The 22397-nt window shown below is 63.8% G+C and carries 20 protein-coding genes and 1 pseudogene; 19 read left to right on the top strand and 2 right to left on the bottom strand.

The genetic code is table 11. The annotated features are described in order from the left end of the window. Positions 1-6: 6 nt before the first annotated feature. A complete protein-coding gene (locus J2Y63_RS31505) occupies positions 7-330 on the bottom strand; it encodes a 4Fe-4S binding protein (protein WP_435269244.1) in 324 nt (107 codons plus the stop codon). Beyond that, positions 327-1946 carry an FAD-dependent oxidoreductase gene (locus tag J2Y63_RS31500; RefSeq protein WP_435269243.1) on the bottom strand — a complete coding sequence of 540 codons (1620 nt, stop codon included), beginning with the start codon at positions 1944-1946 and terminating at the stop codon, positions 327-329. Before J2Y63_RS31500 ends, J2Y63_RS31505 begins: the two co-directional genes overlap by 4 nt. Positions 1947-2292: 346 nt before the next feature. On the opposite strand from J2Y63_RS31500, the gene J2Y63_RS31495 reads away from it, so the two are divergent. The 19 genes and pseudogenes from J2Y63_RS31495 to J2Y63_RS31405 form a co-directional block, all read left to right on the top strand. Beyond that, positions 2293-2535, top strand: coding sequence for a hypothetical protein (locus J2Y63_RS31495; protein ID WP_435269242.1), 243 nt, complete (start codon positions 2293-2295; stop codon positions 2533-2535). A 357-nt stretch (positions 2536-2892) separates the two neighbouring features. Beyond that, positions 2893-4416, top strand: coding sequence for an FAD-dependent tricarballylate dehydrogenase TcuA (gene tcuA / locus J2Y63_RS31490; RefSeq protein ID WP_435269241.1), 1524 nt, complete (start codon positions 2893-2895; stop codon positions 4414-4416). A gap of 47 nt (positions 4417-4463) precedes the next feature. Continuing rightward, positions 4464-5396 (top strand): NAD(P)-dependent oxidoreductase, encoded by a 933-nt coding sequence (locus tag J2Y63_RS31485; RefSeq protein WP_435269240.1) that lies wholly within the window; start codon positions 4464-4466, stop codon positions 5394-5396. Further along, positions 5393-6100 (top strand): HpcH/HpaI aldolase family protein, encoded by a 708-nt coding sequence (locus tag J2Y63_RS31480; RefSeq protein ID WP_435269239.1) that lies wholly within the window; start codon positions 5393-5395, stop codon positions 6098-6100. The genes J2Y63_RS31485 and J2Y63_RS31480 overlap by 4 nt, the downstream gene beginning before the upstream one ends. Positions 6101-6135: 35 nt before the next feature. Continuing rightward, entirely contained in the window at positions 6136-6849 is a 714-nt protein-coding gene (locus tag J2Y63_RS31475; RefSeq protein ID WP_435269238.1) for a 4-carboxy-4-hydroxy-2-oxoadipate aldolase/oxaloacetate decarboxylase, read from the top strand. Between the two features lie 20 nt (positions 6850-6869). Further along, positions 6870-8348 carry an aldehyde dehydrogenase gene (locus tag J2Y63_RS31470; protein ID WP_435269237.1) on the top strand — a complete coding sequence of 493 codons (1479 nt, stop codon included), beginning with the start codon at positions 6870-6872 and terminating at the stop codon, positions 8346-8348. 135 nt (positions 8349-8483) lie between these two features. Further along, complete coding sequence (locus tag J2Y63_RS31465) at positions 8484-8933, top strand: tripartite tricarboxylate transporter TctB family protein (RefSeq protein ID WP_435269236.1); 450 nt, start codon at positions 8484-8486, stop codon at positions 8931-8933. Beyond that, positions 8933-10435, top strand: coding sequence for a tripartite tricarboxylate transporter permease (locus J2Y63_RS31460; protein WP_435269291.1), 1503 nt, complete (start codon positions 8933-8935; stop codon positions 10433-10435). Before J2Y63_RS31465 ends, J2Y63_RS31460 begins: the two co-directional genes overlap by 1 nt. Before the next feature lie 3 nt (positions 10436-10438). Next, positions 10439-11623 (top strand): 2-methylaconitate cis-trans isomerase PrpF, encoded by a 1185-nt coding sequence (prpF, locus tag J2Y63_RS31455; protein ID WP_435269235.1) that lies wholly within the window; start codon positions 10439-10441, stop codon positions 11621-11623. A 92-nt stretch (positions 11624-11715) separates the two neighbouring features. Beyond that, entirely contained in the window at positions 11716-12663 is a 948-nt protein-coding gene (locus J2Y63_RS31450; RefSeq protein ID WP_435269234.1) for a LysR substrate-binding domain-containing protein, read from the top strand. 166 nt (positions 12664-12829) lie between these two features. After that, complete coding sequence (locus J2Y63_RS31445) at positions 12830-13828, top strand: Bug family tripartite tricarboxylate transporter substrate binding protein (protein ID WP_435269233.1); 999 nt, start codon at positions 12830-12832, stop codon at positions 13826-13828. A gap of 91 nt (positions 13829-13919) precedes the next feature. Beyond that, positions 13920-14462: a thiamine pyrophosphate-binding protein gene (locus J2Y63_RS31440; protein ID WP_256115290.1), complete on the top strand. Its 543-nt coding sequence runs from the start codon at positions 13920-13922 to the stop codon at positions 14460-14462. A 2-nt stretch (positions 14463-14464) separates the two neighbouring features. Beyond that, positions 14465-15064 (top strand): thiamine pyrophosphate-dependent enzyme, encoded by a 600-nt coding sequence (locus J2Y63_RS31435; protein ID WP_435269232.1) that lies wholly within the window; start codon positions 14465-14467, stop codon positions 15062-15064. Positions 15065-15158: 94 nt separating this feature from the next. Beyond that, positions 15159-16520, top strand: coding sequence for a CapA family protein (locus J2Y63_RS31430; RefSeq protein WP_435269231.1), 1362 nt, complete (start codon positions 15159-15161; stop codon positions 16518-16520). 39 nt (positions 16521-16559) lie between these two features. After that, positions 16560-17951 (top strand): MmgE/PrpD family protein, encoded by a 1392-nt coding sequence (locus J2Y63_RS31425; protein WP_435269230.1) that lies wholly within the window; start codon positions 16560-16562, stop codon positions 17949-17951. Then, positions 17948-20650 carry an aconitate hydratase AcnA gene (gene acnA, locus J2Y63_RS31420; protein ID WP_435269229.1) on the top strand — a complete coding sequence of 901 codons (2703 nt, stop codon included), beginning with the start codon at positions 17948-17950 and terminating at the stop codon, positions 20648-20650. The genes J2Y63_RS31425 and acnA overlap by 4 nt, the downstream gene beginning before the upstream one ends. Before the next feature lie 42 nt (positions 20651-20692). Continuing rightward, a complete protein-coding gene (gene pcaC, locus J2Y63_RS31415; RefSeq protein ID WP_100674842.1) occupies positions 20693-21073 on the top strand; it encodes a 4-carboxymuconolactone decarboxylase in 381 nt (126 codons plus the stop codon). A gap of 99 nt (positions 21074-21172) precedes the next feature. Beyond that, positions 21173-22252, top strand: coding sequence for an AbrB family transcriptional regulator (locus J2Y63_RS31410; protein WP_435269228.1), 1080 nt, complete (start codon positions 21173-21175; stop codon positions 22250-22252). A 51-nt stretch (positions 22253-22303) separates the two neighbouring features. Further along, positions 22304-22397 (top strand): annotated as a pseudogene (locus tag J2Y63_RS31405) (electron transfer flavoprotein subunit beta/FixA family protein); the annotation flags it as partial.

The following is a 22397-nucleotide window of genomic DNA, read 5'->3' as shown; positions in this document are numbered from 1 at the left end:
CGGTCGTCAATGATGATCGAGACGTTTCATGATCTCCGGCGTCGGCCGGGGCCGGCCGCCCCTGATCCAGCCGATCGACTTGCGATAGCTGCCGAAGATGTCCTTCGCCTCCAGCTCCGCGGAGGTGACGCCGGTGAGAGCCGTCGTCAGCGGTGCCACGTAGAGCGCATCTTCGGGGCAATAGACCTCGCACATGAAGCAGGTCTGGCAATCGTCCTGGCGGGTGATCGTCGGAATGCCGCCGGGGACCGGATCGAAGACATTGGTCGGACAGACGTTGACGCAAATGTTGCAGCCGGTGCAACGATCCTCACTGATGACCTCGATCATGCCGCGAGAACCTCCAGCTCCGGCGAGGGCGCGCGCTCATGCCCGATCCAGACTTCGTCGAGACCGCCGGTGGTCGTGTAGTGAAGCTGGCTGTCGTCCTTCTGGGGGAAATCCTCGCGCTTGTGCATGCCGCGGCTTTCCGTTCGCGACAGGGCGCTGCGATACATCCAGCGTGCGGTGGCCAGCATCGCGACCCCTTCACGGGTTCGCTGCGCCTCGTCGATCGTGGCGGACTGCGCCGTGCGGATGCCGGACCACAGGCCGTCGAGCCGGCCGAGCGAATCCGTCAGCCGTTCGCCGGAGCGGAGATAGTTGCGGTCGTAGGGCCAGACCTCGTCCTGCACCGTGCGCGTCAAGGCAGCCGCATCGATCGCCCTGCTCGACCCGTCGACGATGCCGACGCCGCCGGCCCGTACGAATTTGCGGGCGCGGCCGTGCAGGTGGCGGCCATGATCTCCCGCAGCACTGCCGGCCCAGAAGCCGGAGGACATCGCCCAAGCGGCATTGTGGCTGCCGCCGCCCGTGAAGGCGCCGCAAACGAGCTCGCGCGTCGCCGCATCGCCTGCTGCGTAAAGACCGGCAACGGTCGTGGCACAGCTATGGTCGACGATCCTCAGGCCACCGGTGCCGCGGACCGTGCCTTCCAGCAGCAAGGTGACAGGGAAGCGTTGTTTGAAGGGATCGATGCCCACCCGGTCGAGCGGCAGGAAGAAGTTCGGCTGGGCGTAGCGCATCGCCTGCTCGGTCTCCGCATCGGCCTTGTCGAGCTGCGCAAAGACGCGCTGCGACTGGAGCACGCGCGCGATCACGGACCGGCCGCCCTTCGAGGCAGCGCCGGGAATTGGCGAGCCGTCCTCGAAGGTAAAGGTCGCCCAATCGTAGAAGCGCGTCTTGGTGACCGAGCCGCCTTCGAGCGCCATCGCATAGGCAGTCGAGAATTCCATCCCCGAAAGCTCGGCGCCGAGCTCGGCTGCCAGCAGCAGTCCGTCACCGGTCAGGACGTTGCACCCGAGCGCCTTGCTGAGGAAGGCGCAGCCGCCGGTCGCGATGACCACGGCGCCGGCCCGGACCAGCCAGCTGTCGCCCCTTTGCCGACGGATACCCGCCGCACCTGCCACGGCGCCGCTTTCGTCGCGCAGCAATTCAAGCGCCGGGCTATGGTCGAGAATCTTGACGCCTGCGGATTTCGTGCGTTTTCGCATCAGCCGCATGTAGTCCGGACCATCGAGACTGGTCCTGATCGACCTGCCTTCGCCGTCGTCGCTGAAAGGATAACCCCATTGCGCGAGCTGGTTGACGTTGTCGTAGGTCCGGTCCAGCACGCGACGCATCCAGGCCGGGTCCGCCAGGCGGCCACCGAGGTCCCAGCGGCTGTTCATCGCTTTCGCGCGGCGGGCGGGATCCGGCGGCACATACCAGACACCCGTGCCCGACGGGGCGGTGGCGCCGGAGGAACCACAGAACCCCTTGTCGACGAGAACGACCCGGGCGCCTTTCGACGCGGCCGCGATGGCAGCCCACGTCCCTGCCGGGCCGCCGCCGATCACGAGAACATCGGCGTCGAGTTCGAGTGATGCGGTGGGAACGTTTGTCGCGACGGTGTACGGAAATGCCATAATGTCTGTCTCCTATCGGCGCTTGAAGCAGGTTATCGAGCTTGCGAACCCAGGGATGACGCCGTGAGTATCGGCAATTGATCGACGCCGATATTATCTACTAAATCTATAGAATAAAGGTATTATGGTGCGTTGCACGGACGGGGCGGGGAAAATGTTCCTCAAGGAGACCGGCTTAGGCGAAGCCGGACTTTGCCTTGCGGCTTTCAGCAGGCACGGCTTCGCAAGCCTTGCAAAACGGGCTCAACGCGGACCCTTAAAATATAATAGGCCGAAGTCCTGCCTTTGCGGAACATCGGGACCGTATCTTTGTTTCCCATAAATATCGAAAACAAGGGAGGGTGAGATGTTTCAGGCATCTCTCGGCGGCGGGTTCGGCGCGCAGGCCTACGGCTTGCGCGCCTCGATAAACGCCGCGGTCGCATATGACGAGCTCTGCGCTCAATACCGGCCCGAAATCAAGTTCGAGCCGCAGGCCATCATCATTCAGGGGCGCATTCCGCCCAGCGTGGTTCTGCGCATCCGCACGATCATCGTGGAAATCGCCGGGACGGTTCCGGTCTGGGATCGAACCGTCTGGCTGGGGTAGGGATGATCGTGCGACGAAGTTTTTTCGATTTTCAACGCGCGACGGCCGGTGATGTGGAGAAGCCGCATCGGCAGCACACCGTGGCAAAGAGGATCAGGGCCGTGAGCGGCGCTGTCCTCGGCCTCCAGCATTGAAGGCACGCTGCGGCGCGTGATGTTCGGTGCGCCGTCCCACGCGCTCCGGCAAGAAAGCCGCCCTCCGTCAAGCTTCGTTTGTCCCGGCCATCCTGGCCGCTCCTCCTCTCACTATGCTCCTCCGGAATACTAGAAGCACCAGATAGTCTGATAATTCCGGCAGCGTCTTTGCTAGGAATGACCCAGCACGAAAGTTCGCGAGGATGGAGTCATGGAGCGGCCGATGAGTGAGATTGAGTATGACGTTTTGGTTGTGGGAGGGGGCAACGCGGCGCTGTGCGCGGCTTTGTCGGCGCGGGAGACTGGCGCCAGCGTGCTCGTTCTGGAACGTGCTCCCGAAGGCGAGCGCGGCGGCAACAGTTCCTATACCGAAGGCCTGATGCGCTTTGCCTATACGGGTTCGGATGACATCCGGGCCTTGTCACCGGACCTGACGCCCGAGGAGATGGACAGCGATTTCGGCAGCTACACCGAAGACATGTTCTTCGACGACATGGCGCGCATCACGCACAATCGCACCGATCCCGATCTTTGCGAAATCCTCGTGCGCCAGAGCAACGCCACCATGCACTGGATGGCGAAGCAGGGGGTGAAATTCTATCCGCAGTTCGGCCGCCAGTCCTTCAAGGTCGATGGAAAGTTCAAGTTCTGGGGCGGCGCGACGCTTGCGGCCTGGGGCGGCGGGCAGGGGCTCGTCGACTCGCTCTATGCGGCGGTGAAGAAGGCGGGCATCGACGTGCGCTACAATGCGTGGGTCCGCGAACTCATCAGCTCGGATGCCGGCGTCGAGGGCGTCGTCGTCAAGCTCGACGGCGTGACGCAGCAGGTACGGGCGAAGTCGGTGGTTCTGGCCTGCGGCGGCTTCGAGGCGAACAGCGAATGGCGCACCAAATATCTCGGCCCGGGCTGGGATCTCGCCAAGGTGCGCGGCAGCAAGTTCAACACCGGCGACGGGCTCGACATGGCGCTGAAGGTCGGCGCGCAGCCCAAGGGCAACTGGTCCGGCTGCCATGCCGTCGGCTGGGAGCGTTATGCCGAGGATTTCGGCGACCTCTCCGTCACAGGAGACTATGAGCGCGACAGCTATCCCTGGTCGATCATGGTGAACGCCACCGGCAAGCGCTTCCTCGACGAGGGCGCGGACATCCGCAACTACACCTATGCCAAATACGGCAAGGTTATTCTCGAACAGCCCGGGCAGTTTGCCTGGCAGATCTTCGATTCCACCGTCGTTCATCTCCTGCGGCCGGAATACAAGACCCGCCGCGTGACCCGCGTGGTCGCCAATACGCTGGAGGAACTGGTCGACAAGATGGGGGATGTCGATCGGGAAACCTTCCTGAAGACGGTGCGCGACTATAATGCGTCGATCACGCGCGACGTGCCGTTCGATCCGACCGTGAAGGATGGGCGGCGCACCGACGGCCTGGATATTCCCAAGTCCAACTGGGCGAACCCCATCGAGACCGGCCCGTTCGAAGCCTATGCCGTGACCTGCGGCATCACCTTCACCTTCGGCGGCCTGCGCATCTCCACCGACGCCCAGGCGATCGATGGCGGCGAGCAGGTGATCCCCGGCCTCTATGTGGCGGGCGAGCTGGTCGGCGGCCTGTTCTACTTCAACTATCCCGGCGCGACGGGCCTCATGAGCGGCGCGGTCTTCGGCCGCATCGCGGGGCGCAACGCCGCCATCGCGGCGCAGGCCAGCAAGGAAAGCATCAGGGCAGCAAAGGTCTCGGCCATGTAATTCCGGCATTGGCCCGCCGGCAAAAGCTTGTGAAAGGGAGGAAAACGTTGACCGCTTCAAAGGGCACGACGAAGGTTGGTTTCGTCGGCATCGGAAACATGGGCCGGCCTATGGCGGCCAATCAGATTGCCGGCGGCTGGCAGCTCACGGTTTATGACGTGGACCGTGAGAAGGCGGATGCCTTCGCGGCGGAGCACGGATGCGGCAGCGCCCATTCGCTCGCCGAGCTTGGCGAGCGGTCGGACGTGGTCGTGTTGATGCTGCCGGATGGCAGGATCGTGCGCAACGTCGCGCTCGGCGACGGTGCCGGGAGCGATTGCCTGGTGCGCGGTTTGCGGGCGGGCACGACGATCGTCGACATGAGTTCGTCCGCACCGGTGGGCACGCGCGCACTTGGAGAGGATCTCCATGCGCTCGGCGTTGCCCTGCTCGATGCTCCGGTCTCCGGCGGCATGAAGGGCGCGATTGCCGCCAAGTTGTCGATCATGGTCGGTGGCGATCGGGCGCTGGCCGATCACCTCGATCCGCTTCTCGCGACGATGGGCAAGCGCTTCCACATCGGGCCGCTCGGCTCGGGCCATGCGGTCAAGGTTCTCAACAATTACGTTTCGGCCGCCGGTCTGGCGGCGGCGGCCGAAGCGCTTCTCGTCGCGCAACGCTTCGGCGTCGACGGCGAGGTTCTCATCGATGTGCTGAATGCCTCGACCGGGCGAAACAACAGCACGGAAAACAAGTTCAAGCAGTATGTTCTCAACAATGCCTATGATTCCGGCTTCGCGCTGGAGCTGATGGTCAAGGACCTGAAGCTCGCCATGGACGTGGCCGATGCCTGCGAGGTTCCCGCCACGCTCGGTCATGCCTGCCTTCATCTCTGGGAGGACGCGCGCGCGTGGAACGGCCCCAATGCCGACCACACGGAATTTGCGCGCTTCGTCACCGAAAGTGCGGCGACCGCAAGCCCTGCCAAGGCAAGCCGATGAGCCACGACCTGAAAAACCGGCTGAAGAGTGGCGGGACGGTTGCGGTCTGCAACACGGACTTTCCGACGCCGCGCCTCGTCGAGTTTGTCGGCGGTCTCGGCTTCGATGCGGTTTTCATCGATTGCGAACATGCGAGCACCGATTTCAAAGAGGTAGAGGATTTGGCCCGGGCGGCGCGCGCGTCGGGAATGGCGTCCATCGTGCGTCCCTGGTCCAACGAGATCGGGTTGATCAACCGCTATCTGAGCTGCGGCGTGGACGGCATCCAGGCGCCCCATGTCGACACGCCCGTCGAACTTGCGGCGATCGCCCATGGCATCACCCAATGGGAAGGCGACCATACCAAGAAGCTTTTCGTGGCGATGATCGAGTCGAAGGCTGCGCTGGTCAATCTGCCGAAGATGCTGACATCCGAGGCGGTCGACGTCTTCTATATCGGCGCGCTGGACCTCGCCCAGTCGATGGGCCTGAAGGGGCAACCTGAACATCCCAAGGTGCGGCAGGCGGTCGAGGATGCCATCGGCATGATCGAACGGGCCGGGCGCGTGGCGGGGATGAATGTCCAGGGCGATCTGCACATGGTCGAGCATTACCGCCGCCTGGGGCTGCGCTGGATCAACGTTCACGTCAAGACGTTCGTCGCCGGTCCGGCGCGGACCTTTCTCGATGGTGTTCGCGAAACGCGCGTGGTGGAGCGCGCCTGAGCGAACGACATGAAGGACTTTTAGGAGGAGAGGCCATGTACGGCCATATCTATCACGATTTCCAGCGGGCGCCGTCCGAGTTGATCGAGGCGTTCAAGGGTGTGCCGACATCCACCCTGAGCGACGCGATGGGCCGCCATGGCGCGATGAAAGCCGATATCCGCCCGATCTTCGAGAACATCACCATGGTGGGGTCCGCCTTCACGGTGCTTTGTTTCCCCGGCGACAACATCATGACGCACAAGGCGGTACAGATGATGCAGCCGGGCGATGTGCTCGTCATTGACGCTGGCGATTCCGACAGCGGTTGTTTCGGCCATCGCAGCGCCTTGCAGGTGCGCGGTCGCGGTGGCGTCGGTGTCGTTGCTAGCGGAACGGTGCGCGACGTGGCCCTGTTACGCCGCGACCGGTTTCCCGTCTTTTCCAGGGGCGTGTCGCCGCGCGCGCCGCAGAAGAACACGCCCGGCTCGATCAACGTTCCGGTGCAGGTCGGCGGGGTCGTCGTTTCGCCCGGCGATATCGTGGTCGGCGATGATGACGGCATTACCGTGGTGCCGCGCCTGCTGGCCGAGCAGATTATCGCCAAGGCGATGCAGCGCGAGGGCGCGGAAGCCTTGTCGATGGAGAACGGCAATCTGAACGAATTGCTGCCCGATCCTGCCCACGGAGCGCTCGATATGGACAGGCTGCTCAAGGGCAAGGTCGTGGAGCACGCGACGTGGATTTCGCCGAACGAGCCGGGCGCATGACGATGACGGGAGAGACCGGAATGCAGGATTTTCAGCACTATATAGACGGCAAGTTCGTTGGTCCCAATGGCGGAGAATGGTTCGACACGTTCAATCCCTTCACCGGCAAGCCCTGGGCGCGGGTCGCACGAGGCAATGCTGCGGATGTGGAGCGCGCCGTCGAAGCCGCCCACGCGGCGGTGACCACCGGCCCCTGGGCCGCCAGCACGGCAAGCGAGCGCGGCGCGCTGTTGCGTCGCATCGGTGATCTTGCCGCGCAGCGCGCCGAACAGCTGGCAGCCATCGAGGTGCGCGACAACGGCAAGCTGATGGCCGAGATGCTGGCGCAGATGCGCTACATGCCGAACTGGTATCACTATTATGGCGGGCTCGCCGACAAGGTCGAAGGCTCCGTCATCCCGCTCGATAAACGCGGATATCTCAACTATACGCGCTATGAGCCGCTCGGTGTCGTGGCCGTCATCACGCCCTGGAATTCGCCGCTCATGCTGACGGCGTGGAAGCTGGCGCCGGCGCTGGCGGCCGGCAATGCGGTGGTCATCAAGCCGTCCGAATTCACATCCGCCTCCGTGCTGGAATTCGTCAAGATCATCGAGGAAGCCGGCGCGCCGAGCGGCCTCGTCAATGTCGTCACGGGGTTTGGCAACGAGGTCGGCACGCCGCTGGTGGAGCATCCAAAGGTCGCCAAGGTCGCCTTCACGGGATCGGATGCGACCGGAAAGCGGATCTATGCCTCGGCGGCGCAGACCATGAAACATGTGACGATGGAGCTCGGCGGAAAATCGCCCAATATCGTCTTTGCCGATGCGGACCTGGACGAAGCGGTGAACGGCGCGATCGCGGGTATCTTTGCGGCGACCGGCCAGACCTGTCTCGCAGGCTCCCGCCTTCTGGTCGAGGATTCCATCCACGATGCTTTCCTTGAGCGCCTTGTCGAGACGGTGAAGGCGGCCCGCATGGGTGATCCCGCCGATATGCAGACGCAGGTCGGCCCCATCACGACCATGCCGCAATACGAGAAGGTGCTGAACTATATCGACGTCGCCCGCGGCGAGGGGGCGACGCTTGTGATGGGCGGAGAGCCCGGCAAGCGGCCGGAATGCGGCGACGGCTGGTTCGTCGAGCCGACGATCTTCAAGGACGTGCACAACGGCATGCGCATCGCGCAGGAAGAGGTGTTCGGCCCGATCCTTTCCGTCATCCGCTTCAAGGACGAGGCGGATGCCGTGCGGATTGCCAACGATACGATGTACGGGCTTGCCGCCGGCGTCTGGACACGGGATATCGGCCGGGCGGTGCGCATGACGGAGGTGTTGAAAGCCGGCACCGTCTGGGTGAATACCTATCGCGCAACGAGCTACATGTCGCCGTTCGGCGGTTACCGCCAGAGCGGCGTCGGCCGGGAGAACGGTGCGGAAATGATCAAAGAATACTTGCAGGTGAAGAGCGTCTGGATGAACTACGGTGCGCCGTCGGCCAATCCGTTCGTGCAGCGGTGACAGCCGCCGGAAAATGAGCTGAATCGTCCCGTGGCGGCCAAAGGCCGGCGCAGGATGCGGACAAAGCGCTGTATGACAGCGGCGCCGGGCGGGAGGACGCACCGGCATCGACATGTCGGAGGACGGGGAGGAAGAATGAAGATTCACATCACAAAAGATTTCCTGAGCGGAGCTCTTTTCGGCGCGATCGGGCTTGGCACCATTGTGTTGGGCCAGAGCTACGACATGGGAACGGCGGGCAATATGGGTCCGGGTTATTTCCCGGTCATCCTGGGAACCATCATGACGCTGATCGGGCTCACGATGGTCGTCCGCTCGAGCCTGCATCCGGAGACCTCCGAAAGCGTGACGAGCTGGGAAATCCGGCCGCTCGTCTTCATCCTCGTCGCCGTCTTCACCTTCAGCCTGCTCATCGAATCGCGCGGCCTCATCGTCGCGGTGGTGGCCCTCGTGTTGATCAGCCGGCTGGCAGGACGCGAAGGCAGCATGCGCGAACTCGCCATCATGGTTCTCGCGATGACGCTGATCGCGGTGGGCATCTTCGTCTACGGACTGAACATTCCCCTCAAACTGAGGCCCTGGTGATGGAACTTATTCAGCATCTTTCGCTGGGTTTCGGCGTCGCCCTGTCGCCGATGAACCTTGCCTATTGTTTTGCCGGCGTGCTGCTCGGCACCTTCATCGGCGTGCTGCCGGGCGTCGGGCCGCTGGTGACGATCGCCGTGCTCTTGCCGCTGACCTTCGGTCTTCCGCCCGAAGGCGCGATGATCATGCTTGCCGGCATCTACTACGGTGCGGCCTATGGCGGCTCGACCACCGCGATCCTGGTCAATCTTCCGGGCGAATCCTCCTCGGCGGTCACCTGCATCGATGGATATCAGATGGCGCGGCAGGGGCGGGCGGGACCGGCTCTGGCCATCGCCGCCATCGGCTCGGTCATTGCCGGCTGCATCGGCACGCTGCTCATCGCCTTCGTCGGGCCGCCGCTTGGCGCCGTGGCGCTGAAGTTCGGCGCGGCGGAATATTTCTCCCTGATGTTCATGGCCCTGATCTGTTCATCCGCCCTCGTGCGCGGGTCTCTCGTCAAGGGCATGGGCATGGCGTTTTGCGGCGCGATCTTCGGTCTGGCGGGCACGGACGTCAATTCCGGCATCGACCGCTTCACCTTCGGCATGGATGGCCTTGCCGAGGGTTTTGATTTCGTCGTCGTTGCCGCCGGCCTGTTTGCCTTCTCGGAAATCGTCGTCAATCTCGGCGTCTCGCTGAAGCGCGAAGTCCTGACCGGGCGCGTGACCAACCTCATGCCGACCCGCGAAGACCTGAAGGCATCCTGGAAACCCATTTTGCGCGGCACCGGCATCGGCTCCATCCTGGGCGTCCTGCCGGGAACGGGGCAGACCATCGCCTCCTTCGCGTCCTACGCGCTTGAACGGAAGCTCGCCAAGGATCCGTCCCGCTTCGGCAAGGGCGCGATCGAAGGCGTTGCCGGCCCGGAATCGGCCAACAATGCGGCCGCGCAGACGCACTTCATCCCCACGCTGACCCTCGGCATTCCCAGCAGCGCGACCATGGCGCTGCTGCTCGGCGCGCTGATGATCCACGGCATCACGCCCGGTCCCCAGGTGATGACGTCGCATCCGGAACTCTTCTGGGGCCTGGTCGCCAGCATGTGGATCGGCAATGTGATGCTCGTCATCCTCAACCTGCCGCTGGTCGGCCTCTGGGTGGCCTTTCTCAAGGTTCCCTATCGCTGGCTCTATCCGCTCATCCTCGTCTTCTCGTGCATCGGCATCTACACGGTCAATATGAGCGCCAGCGACATCGCCTTTGCCGCCTTCTTCGGCTTGCTCGGCTATGTCTTCCTCAAGCTCGACTGTGAGCCGGCGCCGTTCATCCTCGGCTTCCTGCTCGGCCCGATGATCGAGGAGAACTTCCGCCGCGCCATGTTGCAGTCGCACGGCAACCTTGAGGTCTTCGTCTCGTCGCCGCTCAGCGCCGTTTTCCTGGCGATCGCGCTTGGCCTCATGATCCTGATGGTTGTTCCTCTGGTTCGCAAGCAGAAGGATCAGGCGATCGCGGAAGGCTGAGCCATGACGCGACGCCGTATCCCCGCCGTCCTCATGAGGGGCGGCACCAGCAAGGGCCTGTTCGTCCGGCTGGAGGACTTGCCTTCGGACCTGGCGGTGCGTGACCGCGTGCTGCTGCGGGCCTTTGGGAGCCCTGACCCCTATGGTCGCCAGATGGACGGCGTCGGCGGCGGCCATTCCAGCGCAAGCAAGGTCGCGGTCATCTCCCGGTCGACGCGCCCCGGCTGCGATATCGACTATCTCTTCGGTCAGGTCGCGGTTGATCGCGCCCTGATCGACTGGTCCGGAAGCTGCGGCAATCTCCTGAGTGCGGCTGCATCCTTCGCCATCGACGAAGGCTTCGTCGACGTGCCGTCCGAAGGCCTTGCGACCGTCCGGATCTGGCAGGTCAATCTCGGCCAGCAGATCGTAGCCCGCGTGCCCGTGCAGGCCGGCCAGACCGCCGAGACCGGTTCGTTCGAGATGGATGGGGTCGCATTTGCCGGCGCCGAAATCCTGATCGAATATCCGCCGCAGGACAACGCGGACGGCGGGCTTTTCCCCACGGGCCGAGTTCTGGACAGGGTGGAGGTGCCGGGCATCGGACGGTTCGATGTCACGCTCGTCCAGGCCGGAATGGCAACGGCAATCGTCGAGGCGCGCGTGCTCGGACTGGCCGGAACGGAGCTGCCCGAGCACATCAACGGCGATGACGAACTGCTGGAGCGCCTGGAGATGATCCGCGCCGCCTGCGCCGTCGCCATGGGGCTGGCGAAAACACCGCAGGAAGCGACACAGACGCGACCGCACATGCCGAAACTCGCCTTCGTCTCTCCTTCGATCGACTACCGGGCATCGAACGGACAGGTCATCGGCGCATCCTCGATCGATCTGGTGGCGCGGATCATATCGATGGGAAAACTGCACCACGCGATCACCGGCACGGGCGCTGCCGCGATTGCGGCGGCCTTGCAGGTGCCGGGCACGGTGCCTTATCGCCTCGCGCAAACCCGCAGTCCGAAAGTCAGGCTCGGCCACGCATCGGGTATCCTGACGGTCGAAGCGGACGTTTCTCAAACGGCGGGAACGTTCACCGCCGATCGGCTCGCCATGAGCCGCTCGGCACGGCGGCTGATGGAGGGATGGGTCTGCACGCCCGGCGAATTCTGGCCGCAGGATGAAAGCGACCTTGCCGCGATTGCCCGATGATCGCTGTTTTACGGAAAACCTGATATTTTTCATGACGAAGCGGACATAAGCCGCATAGACTAGGCCTGAGGTCATCACCGCAGGAAATGCCCATGGTCCAGCTTCGCCAACTCCGCTATGTCATCGAGGTCAACCGGCAGGGCAACCATATTTCCGCCGCCGCCGATGCGTTGAACACCTCCCAGCCCGGCATGAGCAAGCAGATCCAGGAACTGGAGCTCGAACTCGGCTTCTCGATCTTCCAGCGCAGCAGGAACCGGGTGACCGGCCTGACGGATCCGGGCCGCGAAGTCGTCGAAATCGCCCAGCGCATCCTCAACGAAGTCCAGAGCCTCAAGAACATCCGCGAGGACTACGGCGCCCAGGAAGGCGGCACGCTGACGATCGCGACCACCCATACCCATGCCAGATATATCCTGCCCCGCGTCATCAAGAGCTTCGTCCAGCGCCATCCGCATGTGCGGATCGGGCTCTTGCAGGGCAATCCGACGGAAATCTGCGAGGCGGTGGAGACCGGCAAGGCCGACATTGCCGTCGGCACGGAGACGATGCGGCCCTTTCCCCACCTGCTGCGCCTGCCCTGCTACCAGATCACCCGAAGCCTGATCGCTCCGAAGGGCCACCCCATTTTCCGGGTGAAGACGCTGACGCTGGAGGCCATCGCAAAATATCCGATGATCGCGCATGATCCGCACCGCAGCGGCCGATGGAAGATCCTCGACGCCTTCGAGAAAAAGGGCATTACGCCGACCATCCTGTTCAATGCCGTGGATGCGGATGTCGGCAAGACCTATGTCGAGATGGGCATCGGCATCGCCGTCATGGCGACCGATGCCTTTGACCCGGCTCATGACAGGGCGTTGCGCGCGCGCGATGCCAGCCATCTCTTCGAGGCGAGCACCAGTTATGTCACCCTGCGGACCGACACCTATATCCGCCGCTTCATCTTCGATTTCATCGAACTTCTGACGCCGACGCTGACGCCGGACCATGTTCGCGCGACGCTGCGGGCGCGTGAGCGCGAGCGCGCTGCGAAGTAGAGCCAATCCGCCTGGTTGAGCGATAAAGCGCGCCCTCGCGCGAGGGGAGAGCGCTTGTTTGCGCGTCAGATCCCAGTATGCCTGTATCGCATACTACTATCGAAAATGACGCTTTGCGCCTGCATGACCCGCTTACTAAACTCCCCAGCATAAAGGGAGGAAAGTCATGTTTTCATATCGTCAGAAGATTGCCGGACTAGCAATATCCTTACTCGCCCTGCAAAGCGTTCCGGCCTTTGCGCAGTCCGCGGAGGACTATCCGAACCAGACGGTTCGGATCATCACGCCCTTCGAGGCGGGCGGGGGCACGGACATCGTTTCGCGCGAACTCGCCAACAAGCTGCAGGGTCTCTGGAACAACAACGCGGTGATCGTCGAAAACAAGCCGGGTGCAAACGGCAATCTGGGAACGGACATCGTCGCGAAATCGAAGCCGGACGGCTACTCGCTGCTTCTGACGACCAATGCCACGATCGCCATCAATCCGCAGCTCTTCGGCGACCGCGTGAAGTATGATCCGATCAAGGACTTTACGCCGGTCTCGATGCTGTCGAGCCTGCCCTTCGTCTTCCTGGTGCCGCCGGCATCGCCGGCAAAGACCATGGAAGAGTTCCTCGAACTTGCGAAGAAAAGCCCGGGCACGCTGAGCTGCGGCTCGTCGGGCGTCGGCGGCGGTGCGCATCTGGCGCTCGAAATGCTGAAGTCACGCGCGGGCGTCGACATCACGCACATTCCCTACAAGGGAACGGGCTCGTCGATCACCGCCCTTCTCGGCGACCATATCGACTGCCTCTTCGTCTCCATCCTCAGCGCGTCGCCCTATATCAAGCAGGGTCAGCTGCGCGCTCTGGCCGTGAGCAGCCTCGACCGCAACTCGTCCCTGCCGGACGTTCCGGCGGTCGCCGAACTGCCGGGCCTCGACGGGTTCGAATCCGATCTCTGGTATGGTCTTCTCGTTCCCACCGGCACGGATCCGAAGATCGTCCAGAAGGTCTACGAGGGCGTCAAGGCGCTCATCGACGATCCCGGCTTCCGCGGCCGCTTCGAGCCGACCGGTGCCGTGCTCGTGGGCAACAAGCCCGACGAGTTCGCCAAGCAGGTGGCCAGTGACATCAAGAAATGGGCCACGGTCGTCAAGGAATCCGGCGTAGCCGAACAGCTCTGATCGCTGAAAACCAACCTGAAAACCATCCTCTGCGCGGCCTGTGGCCGCGCAGCCAGGCCCCGCCTTTTCCAAATTCTGTTCAAGCCTTTCAATGGGAGTCGACGTGAAACAAGAACCTACCCCCCGACTTTGGCCCGGCGAGATATTCCAGGCACTCAAGCGGAGCGATGTCAAACAAGTCGCCTACGTTCCGGATGCCGGCCATATCGAGCTGATCTCGAACTGCGAGGCGGACGCCGACATGACCGCAGTCTCGCTGACGACCGAGGAAGAGGGCGTTGCCATGCTTTCCGGTGCATGGCTCGGGGGTGATCGCGGCGCGCTCCTCATGCAATCGTCCGGTGTCGGCAACTGTATCAACATGCTGAGCGTTCCGCTCCACTGCCGCATGCCGCTGCTGATGGTCGTCACCATGCGCGGCGAGTGGGGCGAGTTCAATCCCTGGCAGCTGCCGATGGGGCAGAATGCCGAGCGCGTCCTGCAGGACATGGGCGTCTACGTTCAGCGCGCGAGCCATGCCGAAGAGGTGGGACAGATCGTCTACGCCGGCGCGCAGCTCGCCTTTTCTTCCAATTGCGTCGTCGCAGTGCTCCTCAGCCAGCGGCTTCTCGGCTTCAAGGACTGGAGCAAGTAACAATGAGCGACACGAAAAAAGGTACGATGGATCGCCGCGAGGTGTTGAGAGCGATCGTCGCACAGCGTGGAGACGCGCTGATGGTCACGGGCCTCGGGTCGGCGACCTACGATGCCGGCACGGTCGACCACCTCAACACGTTCTGCCTGTGGGGCGGGATGGGTGCTGCCGCGATGATGGGCCTCGGCCTTGCGCTTGCCCAGCCCGACCGCCGCGTGCTTGTCATGACCGGCGACGGTGAAATGCTGATGGGCATCGGCGCCTTTGCGACGATCGGCGCGCAGCGTCCTAAGAACCTCGCCATCGCCGTCATCGACAACGAGCACTACAGCGAGACCGGCATGCAGCCGACCCATACGCGGCGGGGCGTCAGCCTGGCCGGCGTTGCGCGCGAATGCGGCTTCGCCGGTGCCGAGACGGTCTACACAGAGGCCGAGCTCAACGCGGTCGTGCCGAAGCTCTTCGAAGGCGATGGCCCATTCTTTGCGGCCATCAAGGTGAACACGCAGCGCTATCCCATGTCGATCCGCGTGCGCGACGGCGTGCACCTGAAGGACCGCTTCCGCGAAAACCTTCTCGGAGCCGAACGCGCCTATTACTGAGCGCGACACCGGACGCCACGGCGTCCCAAGGGCGCCCATCGAGAGGGGTGGGCGCCGGCCATGCCAATCAATCGAAAGAATCGGGGGAGAAAACATGTCTCGCAAGCGGGATTGGAAAGTCGTCCTGGCAGGCGAGTGCATGATTGCCCGGCCCTTCACCGCCTATAAGGAGCCGGAATTTCTTGCAGTGCTCGATCTGCTCGCGAACTCCGATGTCACCTATGCCCATCTCGAAATGAACTTCGGCGATGCGGACGATCTGGAATGGGCGTCGCGCGGCGACTGGGTTGCAAGCTACATGATTGCGGAGCCGGACCTTGCCGCGGAACTGAAGTCGGCCGGGATCGATATTCTGTCGCTCGCCCATAACCACAGTTTCGATTTCGGCCCGTCCGGCCTCCTGTCAACCGCCCGCCATTGCCGGGACGCGGGATTCGCCTGCGCCGGCACGGGCCGCGATCTGGAGGAGGCGCGCGAGCCGGCCTTCTTCGAGACGCGGAAGGGCCGCGTGGCGCTCGTTTCGACGAGTTCGGGCAACAAGGCCTACGAATGGGCAAGCCATCCCAAGGCGCAGCTGCGCGGCCGGCCCGGCGTCAATCCCCTGCGCGTGTCGATGAAATACGAGGTCGATGGTGCTGCCGCCGCCGAACTGGAAAGGCTCGCCAGCCGGCTCGGCATCGGCAGCCGGCGCAAAAACGCCGCGGGTGCCGAAGAAATCGCGCTGAATTTCCCCGGCGACCAGTCGACCCGCACGTCGCCCGCCTTCGTCGCCGGCGAGAAGTTCGGTGTGTTCAGCGAGTGCCATCCGCGCGATCTCGAAGGCAATCTGCGATCGATCAAAGAGGCGGCGACGATGGCCGACCTCGTCATGGTCGCCCATCATTACAACGTCTCGGAAGGCCCGCGCAGCGACAATCCTCCGCGCTTCGCCCGCCAGTTCGCCCATGCCGCCATCGACGCGGGCGCGGACATCTATATCGGCCACGGCTGGCACAAGACGCTCGGCATCGAGATCCATGACGGCAAGCCGATCTTCTACGGCGTCGGCAATTTCATCGCGCAGTCGGAATTCGTCCGCCGTGTGCCCTATGACAGCTACGAGGCCTGGGATCACGATGTCGATCGCCTGACGACATTGAACGCCGCCGCCTATCCGCTCCATCCCGGCCTCGATCTCGCACCCTGGTGGAGTTCCGCCGTGTTCGAGCTGGAGTACGATGGCGACGCCCTGAAGGAGATCCGGCTGCACCCGGTCGAGATGGGGCGCCGCACGACGCCGGACGGAACGGTCATCACGCGCCAGACGGGCAAGGGCGCGCATGCCCTGACGGAAGGCCGCCCCTTCCTGGCCGACAAGGAAACCGGCGAGGCGGTTCTTCAACGCCTCAAATCCCTGTCCGAGCCGCTTGGCACACGGATCGACATCGAGAAGGGTGTCGGCATCATCCGGCTCTGACGGACACGCCGCATCCCATACGCCAGCAGAGGAATACCCATGGACACCATGACGACGAACAGCCACGCCCACGACTTGATCGACCTCGTCCGCCAGATATCCGTTGATACGCTGCCGCCGGCCGTCGTGGAACAGGCCAGGATCTGCCTTCTGGAAGCGCTGGGTTGCGGTGTCTTCGGCGCCTCGCAGCCATGGTCGCGCATCCTGGCCGACGAGATGATCGCGGAAGGAACGCAGGGCTTCAGCACCGTCATCGGCCGGGGAAGGCTCGCGGCACCCGCCGCCGCCCTTTGCAATGGCACGGCAATCCACGGCTACGAGCTTGACGACCTGATCGCCGAATCCGTCGTGCATCCCGGTGCGGCGGTCATACCGGCAGCCCTTGCCGCCGCCGAGGCCGTCGAAGCCAGCGGCGCCAGGCTTCTGGAAGCCATCGTCGCCGGTTACGAGGTGACGCACCGTATCGGCCTGGCGCTCGGCGCCGAACCGTCCCGGCGCGGGTTTCATGTCGCGAGCCTTTCGGCTCCGGCCGGCTGTGCGATTGCTGCCGGCATCGTCATGGGCCTGACGCGTGACGAGCTTCTCTCTGCCATCGGGCTCAGCTGCTCGGCCGCGGGCGGCGTCAAGAGTTTTGCCATCGGCAAGGGCGGCGGCATGGTGAAGCGGCTGCATCTTGGCCGCGCGGCAGAGGCCGGCGTGCGTGCCGCCCAGCTTGCCCGGCGCGGCTTCCTCGGCCCGCCCTTCGCCATCGACAGCCGCTTCGGCCTCGTCGAAGTGTTCGGCGGCAGCAGCGCGGATGCGGCCCGGCTGAGCGAGGGGCTGGGCTCGCAATGGGCGATCTCGAAGACCTGGTTCAAGGTCTACCCGATCTGCGGATGGATCCAGTCCACCGTGCAGCTGCTTTCGCAAATGCGCGGCCCCCAGCCGCTCACATCCGCCGATATCGCCCATGTGCGCGTCGGCGTCAGCAAATATGCCGCCCAGAACAACAGCGAGCCGGCGCCGATCGACACGATGGGCGCCCAGTACAGCATTCCCTATTGCGCCGCGCTCTCCCTGATGGGCGACCCGCGCGACCCGGACATGTTCTCCGCCGCCGTGGTCAACCGCGCGGATATCCGGGAGCTGGCAGCGCGCATCGAGATCGTCGTAGATCCCCGCATCGATGCCGTCTATCCCAGCCAGTACGGCGCCTGCGTCTCGCTGACACTTGCCGACGGACGATCGTTCGAAGGCACGGTGCTGGATTGCCACGGCACGCCGGTCGATCCCTGCACGCAGGCCGAAAGCCGTGAAAAGTTCAAGCTTTTGACGCGTGGACGGCTGTCCGAGGCGCATGCCGAAACCCTTACGGAGCATGTTCGAACCCTGGCCGACCTCGCGTCGGTTCGCACGTTCATGGAAACCCTTTCATCAGCGAGTTCCCAATGACATCCGATCTCAAGGATAAGACCTGTCGCGACATCAACCTTGGGTCCGGCCGCAAATACTTTTCCGTGCCCGCGCTGGAGGAAAACGGCATCGGCAAGGTCTCGCGTATGCCCGTTTCGCTGCGCATCGTGCTGGAATCGGTCCTGCGCAATTGCGACGGCAAGAAGGTCCTGCGCAGCCACGTCGAATCTCTCGCCAACTGGCAGCCGAATGCGCCGCGCGAGACGGAAATTCCCTTCACGGTCGGGCGTATCGTGCTGAACTGCGCGGCCGGCATTCCGCTGCTTGGCGACCTGACGGCCATTCGCAGCGCGATGATGCGTCGTGGTTATCCTGCAGAAATCGTCGGCCCCAAGGTGCCGGTCGACATGGCGCTCGATCATACGCTGACGGTCGACTACAACGCCCGGCCGGACGCGCTGAAGCTCAATACCGCACTCGACATCCGTCGCAACGCAGAGCGCTATCGTTTCGTCAAATGGGCCATGCAGGCCTATGGTGGCGTTCGTCTTTTCCCGCCGGGTGCCGGCATCCTGCACCAACTCAATCTCGAACTTCTGGCGCCCGGCTACCTCGAAAAGGACGGCATCTGTTATCCCGACACCCTCGTCGGGACGGATTCCCACACCTGCATGATTGCAGGCCTCGGCACTGTCGGCTGGGGCGTCGGGGGCATCGAGGCGCAGGCCGCCGTGCTGGGGCAACCGCTCTTCTTCCTCACGCCGGACGTGGTGGGCGTGCACGTTTCCAACAGGCTGCGCGAGGGCGTGACGGCCACCGATCTCGTCCTGCATGTCACCGAAATGCTGCGCAAGGCGAAGGTCGTCGGCAAGTTCGTCGAGTTCTTCGGCGAAGGCGTCGCGACGCTGAGCGTGCCCGATCGCGCAACCATCGCCAACATGGCCGTCGAATACGGCGCGACCATCGGATATTTCCCCGTCGACGAGCAGACCTGCTCCTATCTTCGCCAGACGGGACGCTCGGAGGAGACCGTGCAGGCGGCCGAAAAGCTCTACCGCGCGCAAGGGTTCTTCGGCGCGCCGAAATCCGGCGACATCGATTATTCCGGGGTGATCGAGCTCGACCTGTCGATCGTCGTGCCCAATCTTGCCGGCCCGAAGCGGCCGCAGGACCGCATCCCGCTCGACGGATTGAAGGAACGGTTCGCGGATGTGCTCGCGGCGCCGGTTGCGCAAGGCGGCTACGGAAAGACGCCGGCCGCTCCCGCCGATGCGGACGAGACCGCGCGCAAGGTGCGCGACGGCGACGTCGTGATCGCGGCCATCACCTCCTGCACCAACACGTCCAATCCGGTTGTCATGCTGACGGCGGGGCTCGTCGCCCGCAATGCCGTCGCCCTCGGCCTTCGCACCAAGCCCTGGGTGAAGGCGTCGCTGACGCCGGGCTCGATGGTGGTCAGCCGCTATCTCGAAGCGACCGGCCTTCAGGGCGCGCTCGACACGCTCGGCTTCGCCGTCGCCGGCTACAGTTGTGCCACCTGCGTCGGCGCCTCCGGGCCGATTGATCCCGAGCTGGAGGAACAGATTGCCGCGCGCGACGTCGTCGCCTGTGCCGTGCTGTCGGGAAACCGCAATTTCGAGGCGCGCATCCACCCGGCCGTGCGTGCTTCCTTCCTCGCAAGCCCGCCCCTCGTGGTGGCGTTCGCGCTGACGGGGCGGATGGATATCGACCTGCTGAACGAGCCGCTCGGAACGGGGACGAATGGCAAGCCCGTCTATCTCAGCGATATCTGGCCATCCTCCGAAGAGCTCGCGGAAGCCCAGGCGATTGCGGCCAATCCGGAATTCTACCGCGAGACCTATGCGGGCGATATTGCCGCGCGCGATCCGAACTGGAAGACCATTCCGCAGACGACGGGCAAGCTCTATGCATGGGACGAGCAATCAACCTACCTGAAGGAGCCGCCCTTCCTGGCGCCCGAATTCCTGGTCTCCGTCCTGACGCCGATCATCGGCGCAAGGGCGCTGGCGATCCTGGGGGATTCGGTTACCACCGATCACATCAGCCCGATCGGCAACATAAAGGCGAGTTCCCCAGCCGGGACTTATCTCGGCAGCCTCGGCGTCGCGCCGCTCGATTTCAACAATTTTGGTGCACGGCGGATGAACCATGAGGTGATGGTGCGTGGCGGGTTCGGCAACCAGCGGCTCAGCAACCGCATGGTTCCCGGCGTGGAGGGCGGCGTGACCGCACACCAGCCCGGCGGCGAGATGATGAGCATCTACGACGCCTCGCTTCGCTACAAGGCCGACGACGTGCCGCTGATTGTGGTGGCTGGCCAGGAGTATGGCACCGGCAGCGCGCGGGACTGGGCGGCGAAGGCCACGCGGCTTCTGGGCGTGCGCGCCATCGTGGCCGAAAGCTTCGAGCGCATCCACCGCAGCAACCTCGTCGGCATGGGCGTGCTTCCGTGCCAGCTCGCCGGGGGAACCCGGACCGCCGACCTCGACCTCGATGGCTCGGAACGCTTCGATATCCTCGGTCTCGGCGATGACGTGGAACTCGGCCAGTCCCTGACGCTCGTCATCCACCGGGCCGATGGAACGAGCACGCAAGTGCCGTTGATCCTGCGCCTCGATACGCCTGTCGAGGTCGAATATGCGCGCAGCGGCGGGGTCATGCCCTACATCCTCAGCGAACTGACGATCGAGGCGGAGCGCATGCGCGCTGCCTCCTGACGGCCCGACCTAAAACCAACTGCCTCATGAAAGGACATGTACATGGACCAGGAAACCTACGACAAGGGTCTCGCCATCCGCCGTGCAACGCTCGGGGACGCCTATGTGGACAAGGCGCTCGCCCAGGCCGACGATTTCACGCAGGACCTGCAGCAGCTCGTCACCACCTATTGCTGGGGCGAAGTCTGGGGCCGCGAGGGACTGGACCGGAAAACCCGCTCGATCATCAATCTGGCGATGATCAGCGCGCTCAACCGTCCGCATGAGCTTGCAGCGCACGTGCGCGGCGCCATAAACAATGGCCTGACCCGGGACGAGATCAAGGAGGTCTTTCTTCAGGTCGGCATCTATTGCGGCGTGCCCGCGATGGTCGACAGCTTCCGGATTGGCCGCGAGGTGCTGAAGGAACTGGATTCCAAGTAGCGCCCAAGGTATTGGGCGTCGCGGGCCTTTTCCAATGGGGTCCGTGGCGCGCATTCTGAAAACATTCCGCACATCTCAAGGAGTGGTGCAATTCCATCGTTGAAAGCCTGGAAAAGGCTGAGCACGACCACCCTGGCCTTCGCGCTCGCAGCGCTCGCGGGCTTTTCGGGTGCGGCCTATCATATTCCCCTGGCCTGGATGCTGGGGCCGCTGCTCGTGGCGGCCTGCCTCTCGGCTGCCGGGTTCGATCTGCGGCCCAACGAGAATGTGCGCAAATTCGGCCAGCTCACGATCGGAACGGCCGTTGGCCTGACGATGACGGCGAGTGTTCTGGCGGAACTCGGCGGCTGGCTGCCGCTCATGGTGCTGAGTGCGCTTGTTTCCGTAATGATGTCTTGCGTGGCGGGGGTCATTCTTGCGCGGCAGGCCCGGCTCGACCAGAAAACGGCGTTTTTTGCCAGCCTGCCGGGCGGTCTTGCGGAGATGGGGAACATCGGCGTGCAGATGGGCGCCCAGGCCGAGCCAATCGCCATCGTCCATACATTGCGCGTCACGATCGTCGCCCTCACCATCCCGTCGATCCTGCTCGCATTCGGCACGCCCGATTTCGCGGTGGCGCCCGGCACCCGGATCGTCGATCCATACTGGACGGTGGGCCTGATCGTCGGAGGGGCGGCCTTTGCCTATTTTCTCGGGCGCATCCGGCTCAACAACCCCTATATGATCGGTGCGATCCTGTTCACCGCAATCTTTGCCTCCAGGGGCCTCGTCGCGGGCAAGATGTATCACCCGCTCTTTGCCGTTGCCCAGTTGATGATCGGTTTTGCTGTGGGTTGCCGCTTTCGCCGGGATATCCTGGCGAAGCTCCCGCGGGTGGCGTTCTTCAGCGTCATCTCCATTTTCGGGCTGGGCACCGTGATGGTCGGTTTCGCCCTGCTTTTGTCTTTTGCGACCGGCTTGACCTATCCGGCCGCGATCCTGGCGAGCTCGCCGGGCGGCCTGTCCGAAATGACGGTCACGGCTGAAATCCTGCACCTCGCCGTTCCGACCGTCGTCGGGTTTCAGGTCGTGCGTGGCATCCTCGTCAACAGCCTGGCCTCGCACTATTACGCGCTGCTGACCCGGTACGGCGTGCTCGACCTCTTGCAAAGGGTCTTTGGGTCGCCTGATCCCGGTTGAAGGAAGCGGTGCCGGTCAGCGGAATTCATGAGCATAGGAGTGTTCAAACGCATGAAGATCTTGGTCCCTGTAAAGCGGGTCGTTGATTACAACGTCAAAATTCGCGTGAAGGCGGATGGTTCGGGTGTCGAGCTTTCGAATGTGA

This window comes from Shinella sp. BE166, from assembly GCF_051201095.1.
Classification (GTDB): domain Bacteria; phylum Pseudomonadota; class Alphaproteobacteria; order Rhizobiales; family Rhizobiaceae; genus Shinella; species Shinella lacus.
This window is presented reverse-complemented; position numbering and strand designations above follow the sequence as displayed.

Coding starts and splice junctions, on each gene's coding strand:
- J2Y63_RS31505 (WP_435269244.1), bottom strand. CDS start 330: ATGATCGAGGTCATCAGTGAGGATCGTTGCACCGGCTGCAACATTTGC.
- J2Y63_RS31430 (WP_435269231.1), top strand. CDS start 15,159: ATGTCTCGCAAGCGGGATTGGAAAGTCGTCCTGGCAGGCGAGTGCATG.
- J2Y63_RS31480 (WP_435269239.1), top strand. CDS start 5,393: ATGAGCCACGACCTGAAAAACCGGCTGAAGAGTGGCGGGACGGTTGCG.
- J2Y63_RS31475 (WP_435269238.1), top strand. CDS start 6,136: ATGTACGGCCATATCTATCACGATTTCCAGCGGGCGCCGTCCGAGTTG.
- acnA (WP_435269229.1), top strand. CDS start 17,948: ATGACATCCGATCTCAAGGATAAGACCTGTCGCGACATCAACCTTGGG.
- pcaC (WP_100674842.1), top strand. CDS start 20,693: ATGGACCAGGAAACCTACGACAAGGGTCTCGCCATCCGCCGTGCAACG.
- J2Y63_RS31445 (WP_435269233.1), top strand. CDS start 12,830: ATGTTTTCATATCGTCAGAAGATTGCCGGACTAGCAATATCCTTACTC.
- prpF (WP_435269235.1), top strand. CDS start 10,439: ATGACGCGACGCCGTATCCCCGCCGTCCTCATGAGGGGCGGCACCAGC.
- tcuA (WP_435269241.1), top strand. CDS start 2,893: ATGAGTGAGATTGAGTATGACGTTTTGGTTGTGGGAGGGGGCAACGCG.
- J2Y63_RS31435 (WP_435269232.1), top strand. CDS start 14,465: ATGAGCGACACGAAAAAAGGTACGATGGATCGCCGCGAGGTGTTGAGA.
- J2Y63_RS31450 (WP_435269234.1), top strand. CDS start 11,716: ATGGTCCAGCTTCGCCAACTCCGCTATGTCATCGAGGTCAACCGGCAG.
- J2Y63_RS31500 (WP_435269243.1), bottom strand. CDS start 1,946: ATGGCATTTCCGTACACCGTCGCGACAAACGTTCCCACCGCATCACTC.
- J2Y63_RS31465 (WP_435269236.1), top strand. CDS start 8,484: ATGAAGATTCACATCACAAAAGATTTCCTGAGCGGAGCTCTTTTCGGC.
- J2Y63_RS31460 (WP_435269291.1), top strand. CDS start 8,933: ATGGAACTTATTCAGCATCTTTCGCTGGGTTTCGGCGTCGCCCTGTCG.
- J2Y63_RS31425 (WP_435269230.1), top strand. CDS start 16,560: ATGGACACCATGACGACGAACAGCCACGCCCACGACTTGATCGACCTC.
- J2Y63_RS31440 (WP_256115290.1), top strand. CDS start 13,920: ATGGGAGTCGACGTGAAACAAGAACCTACCCCCCGACTTTGGCCCGGC.
- J2Y63_RS31495 (WP_435269242.1), top strand. CDS start 2,293: ATGTTTCAGGCATCTCTCGGCGGCGGGTTCGGCGCGCAGGCCTACGGC.
- J2Y63_RS31470 (WP_435269237.1), top strand. CDS start 6,870: ATGCAGGATTTTCAGCACTATATAGACGGCAAGTTCGTTGGTCCCAAT.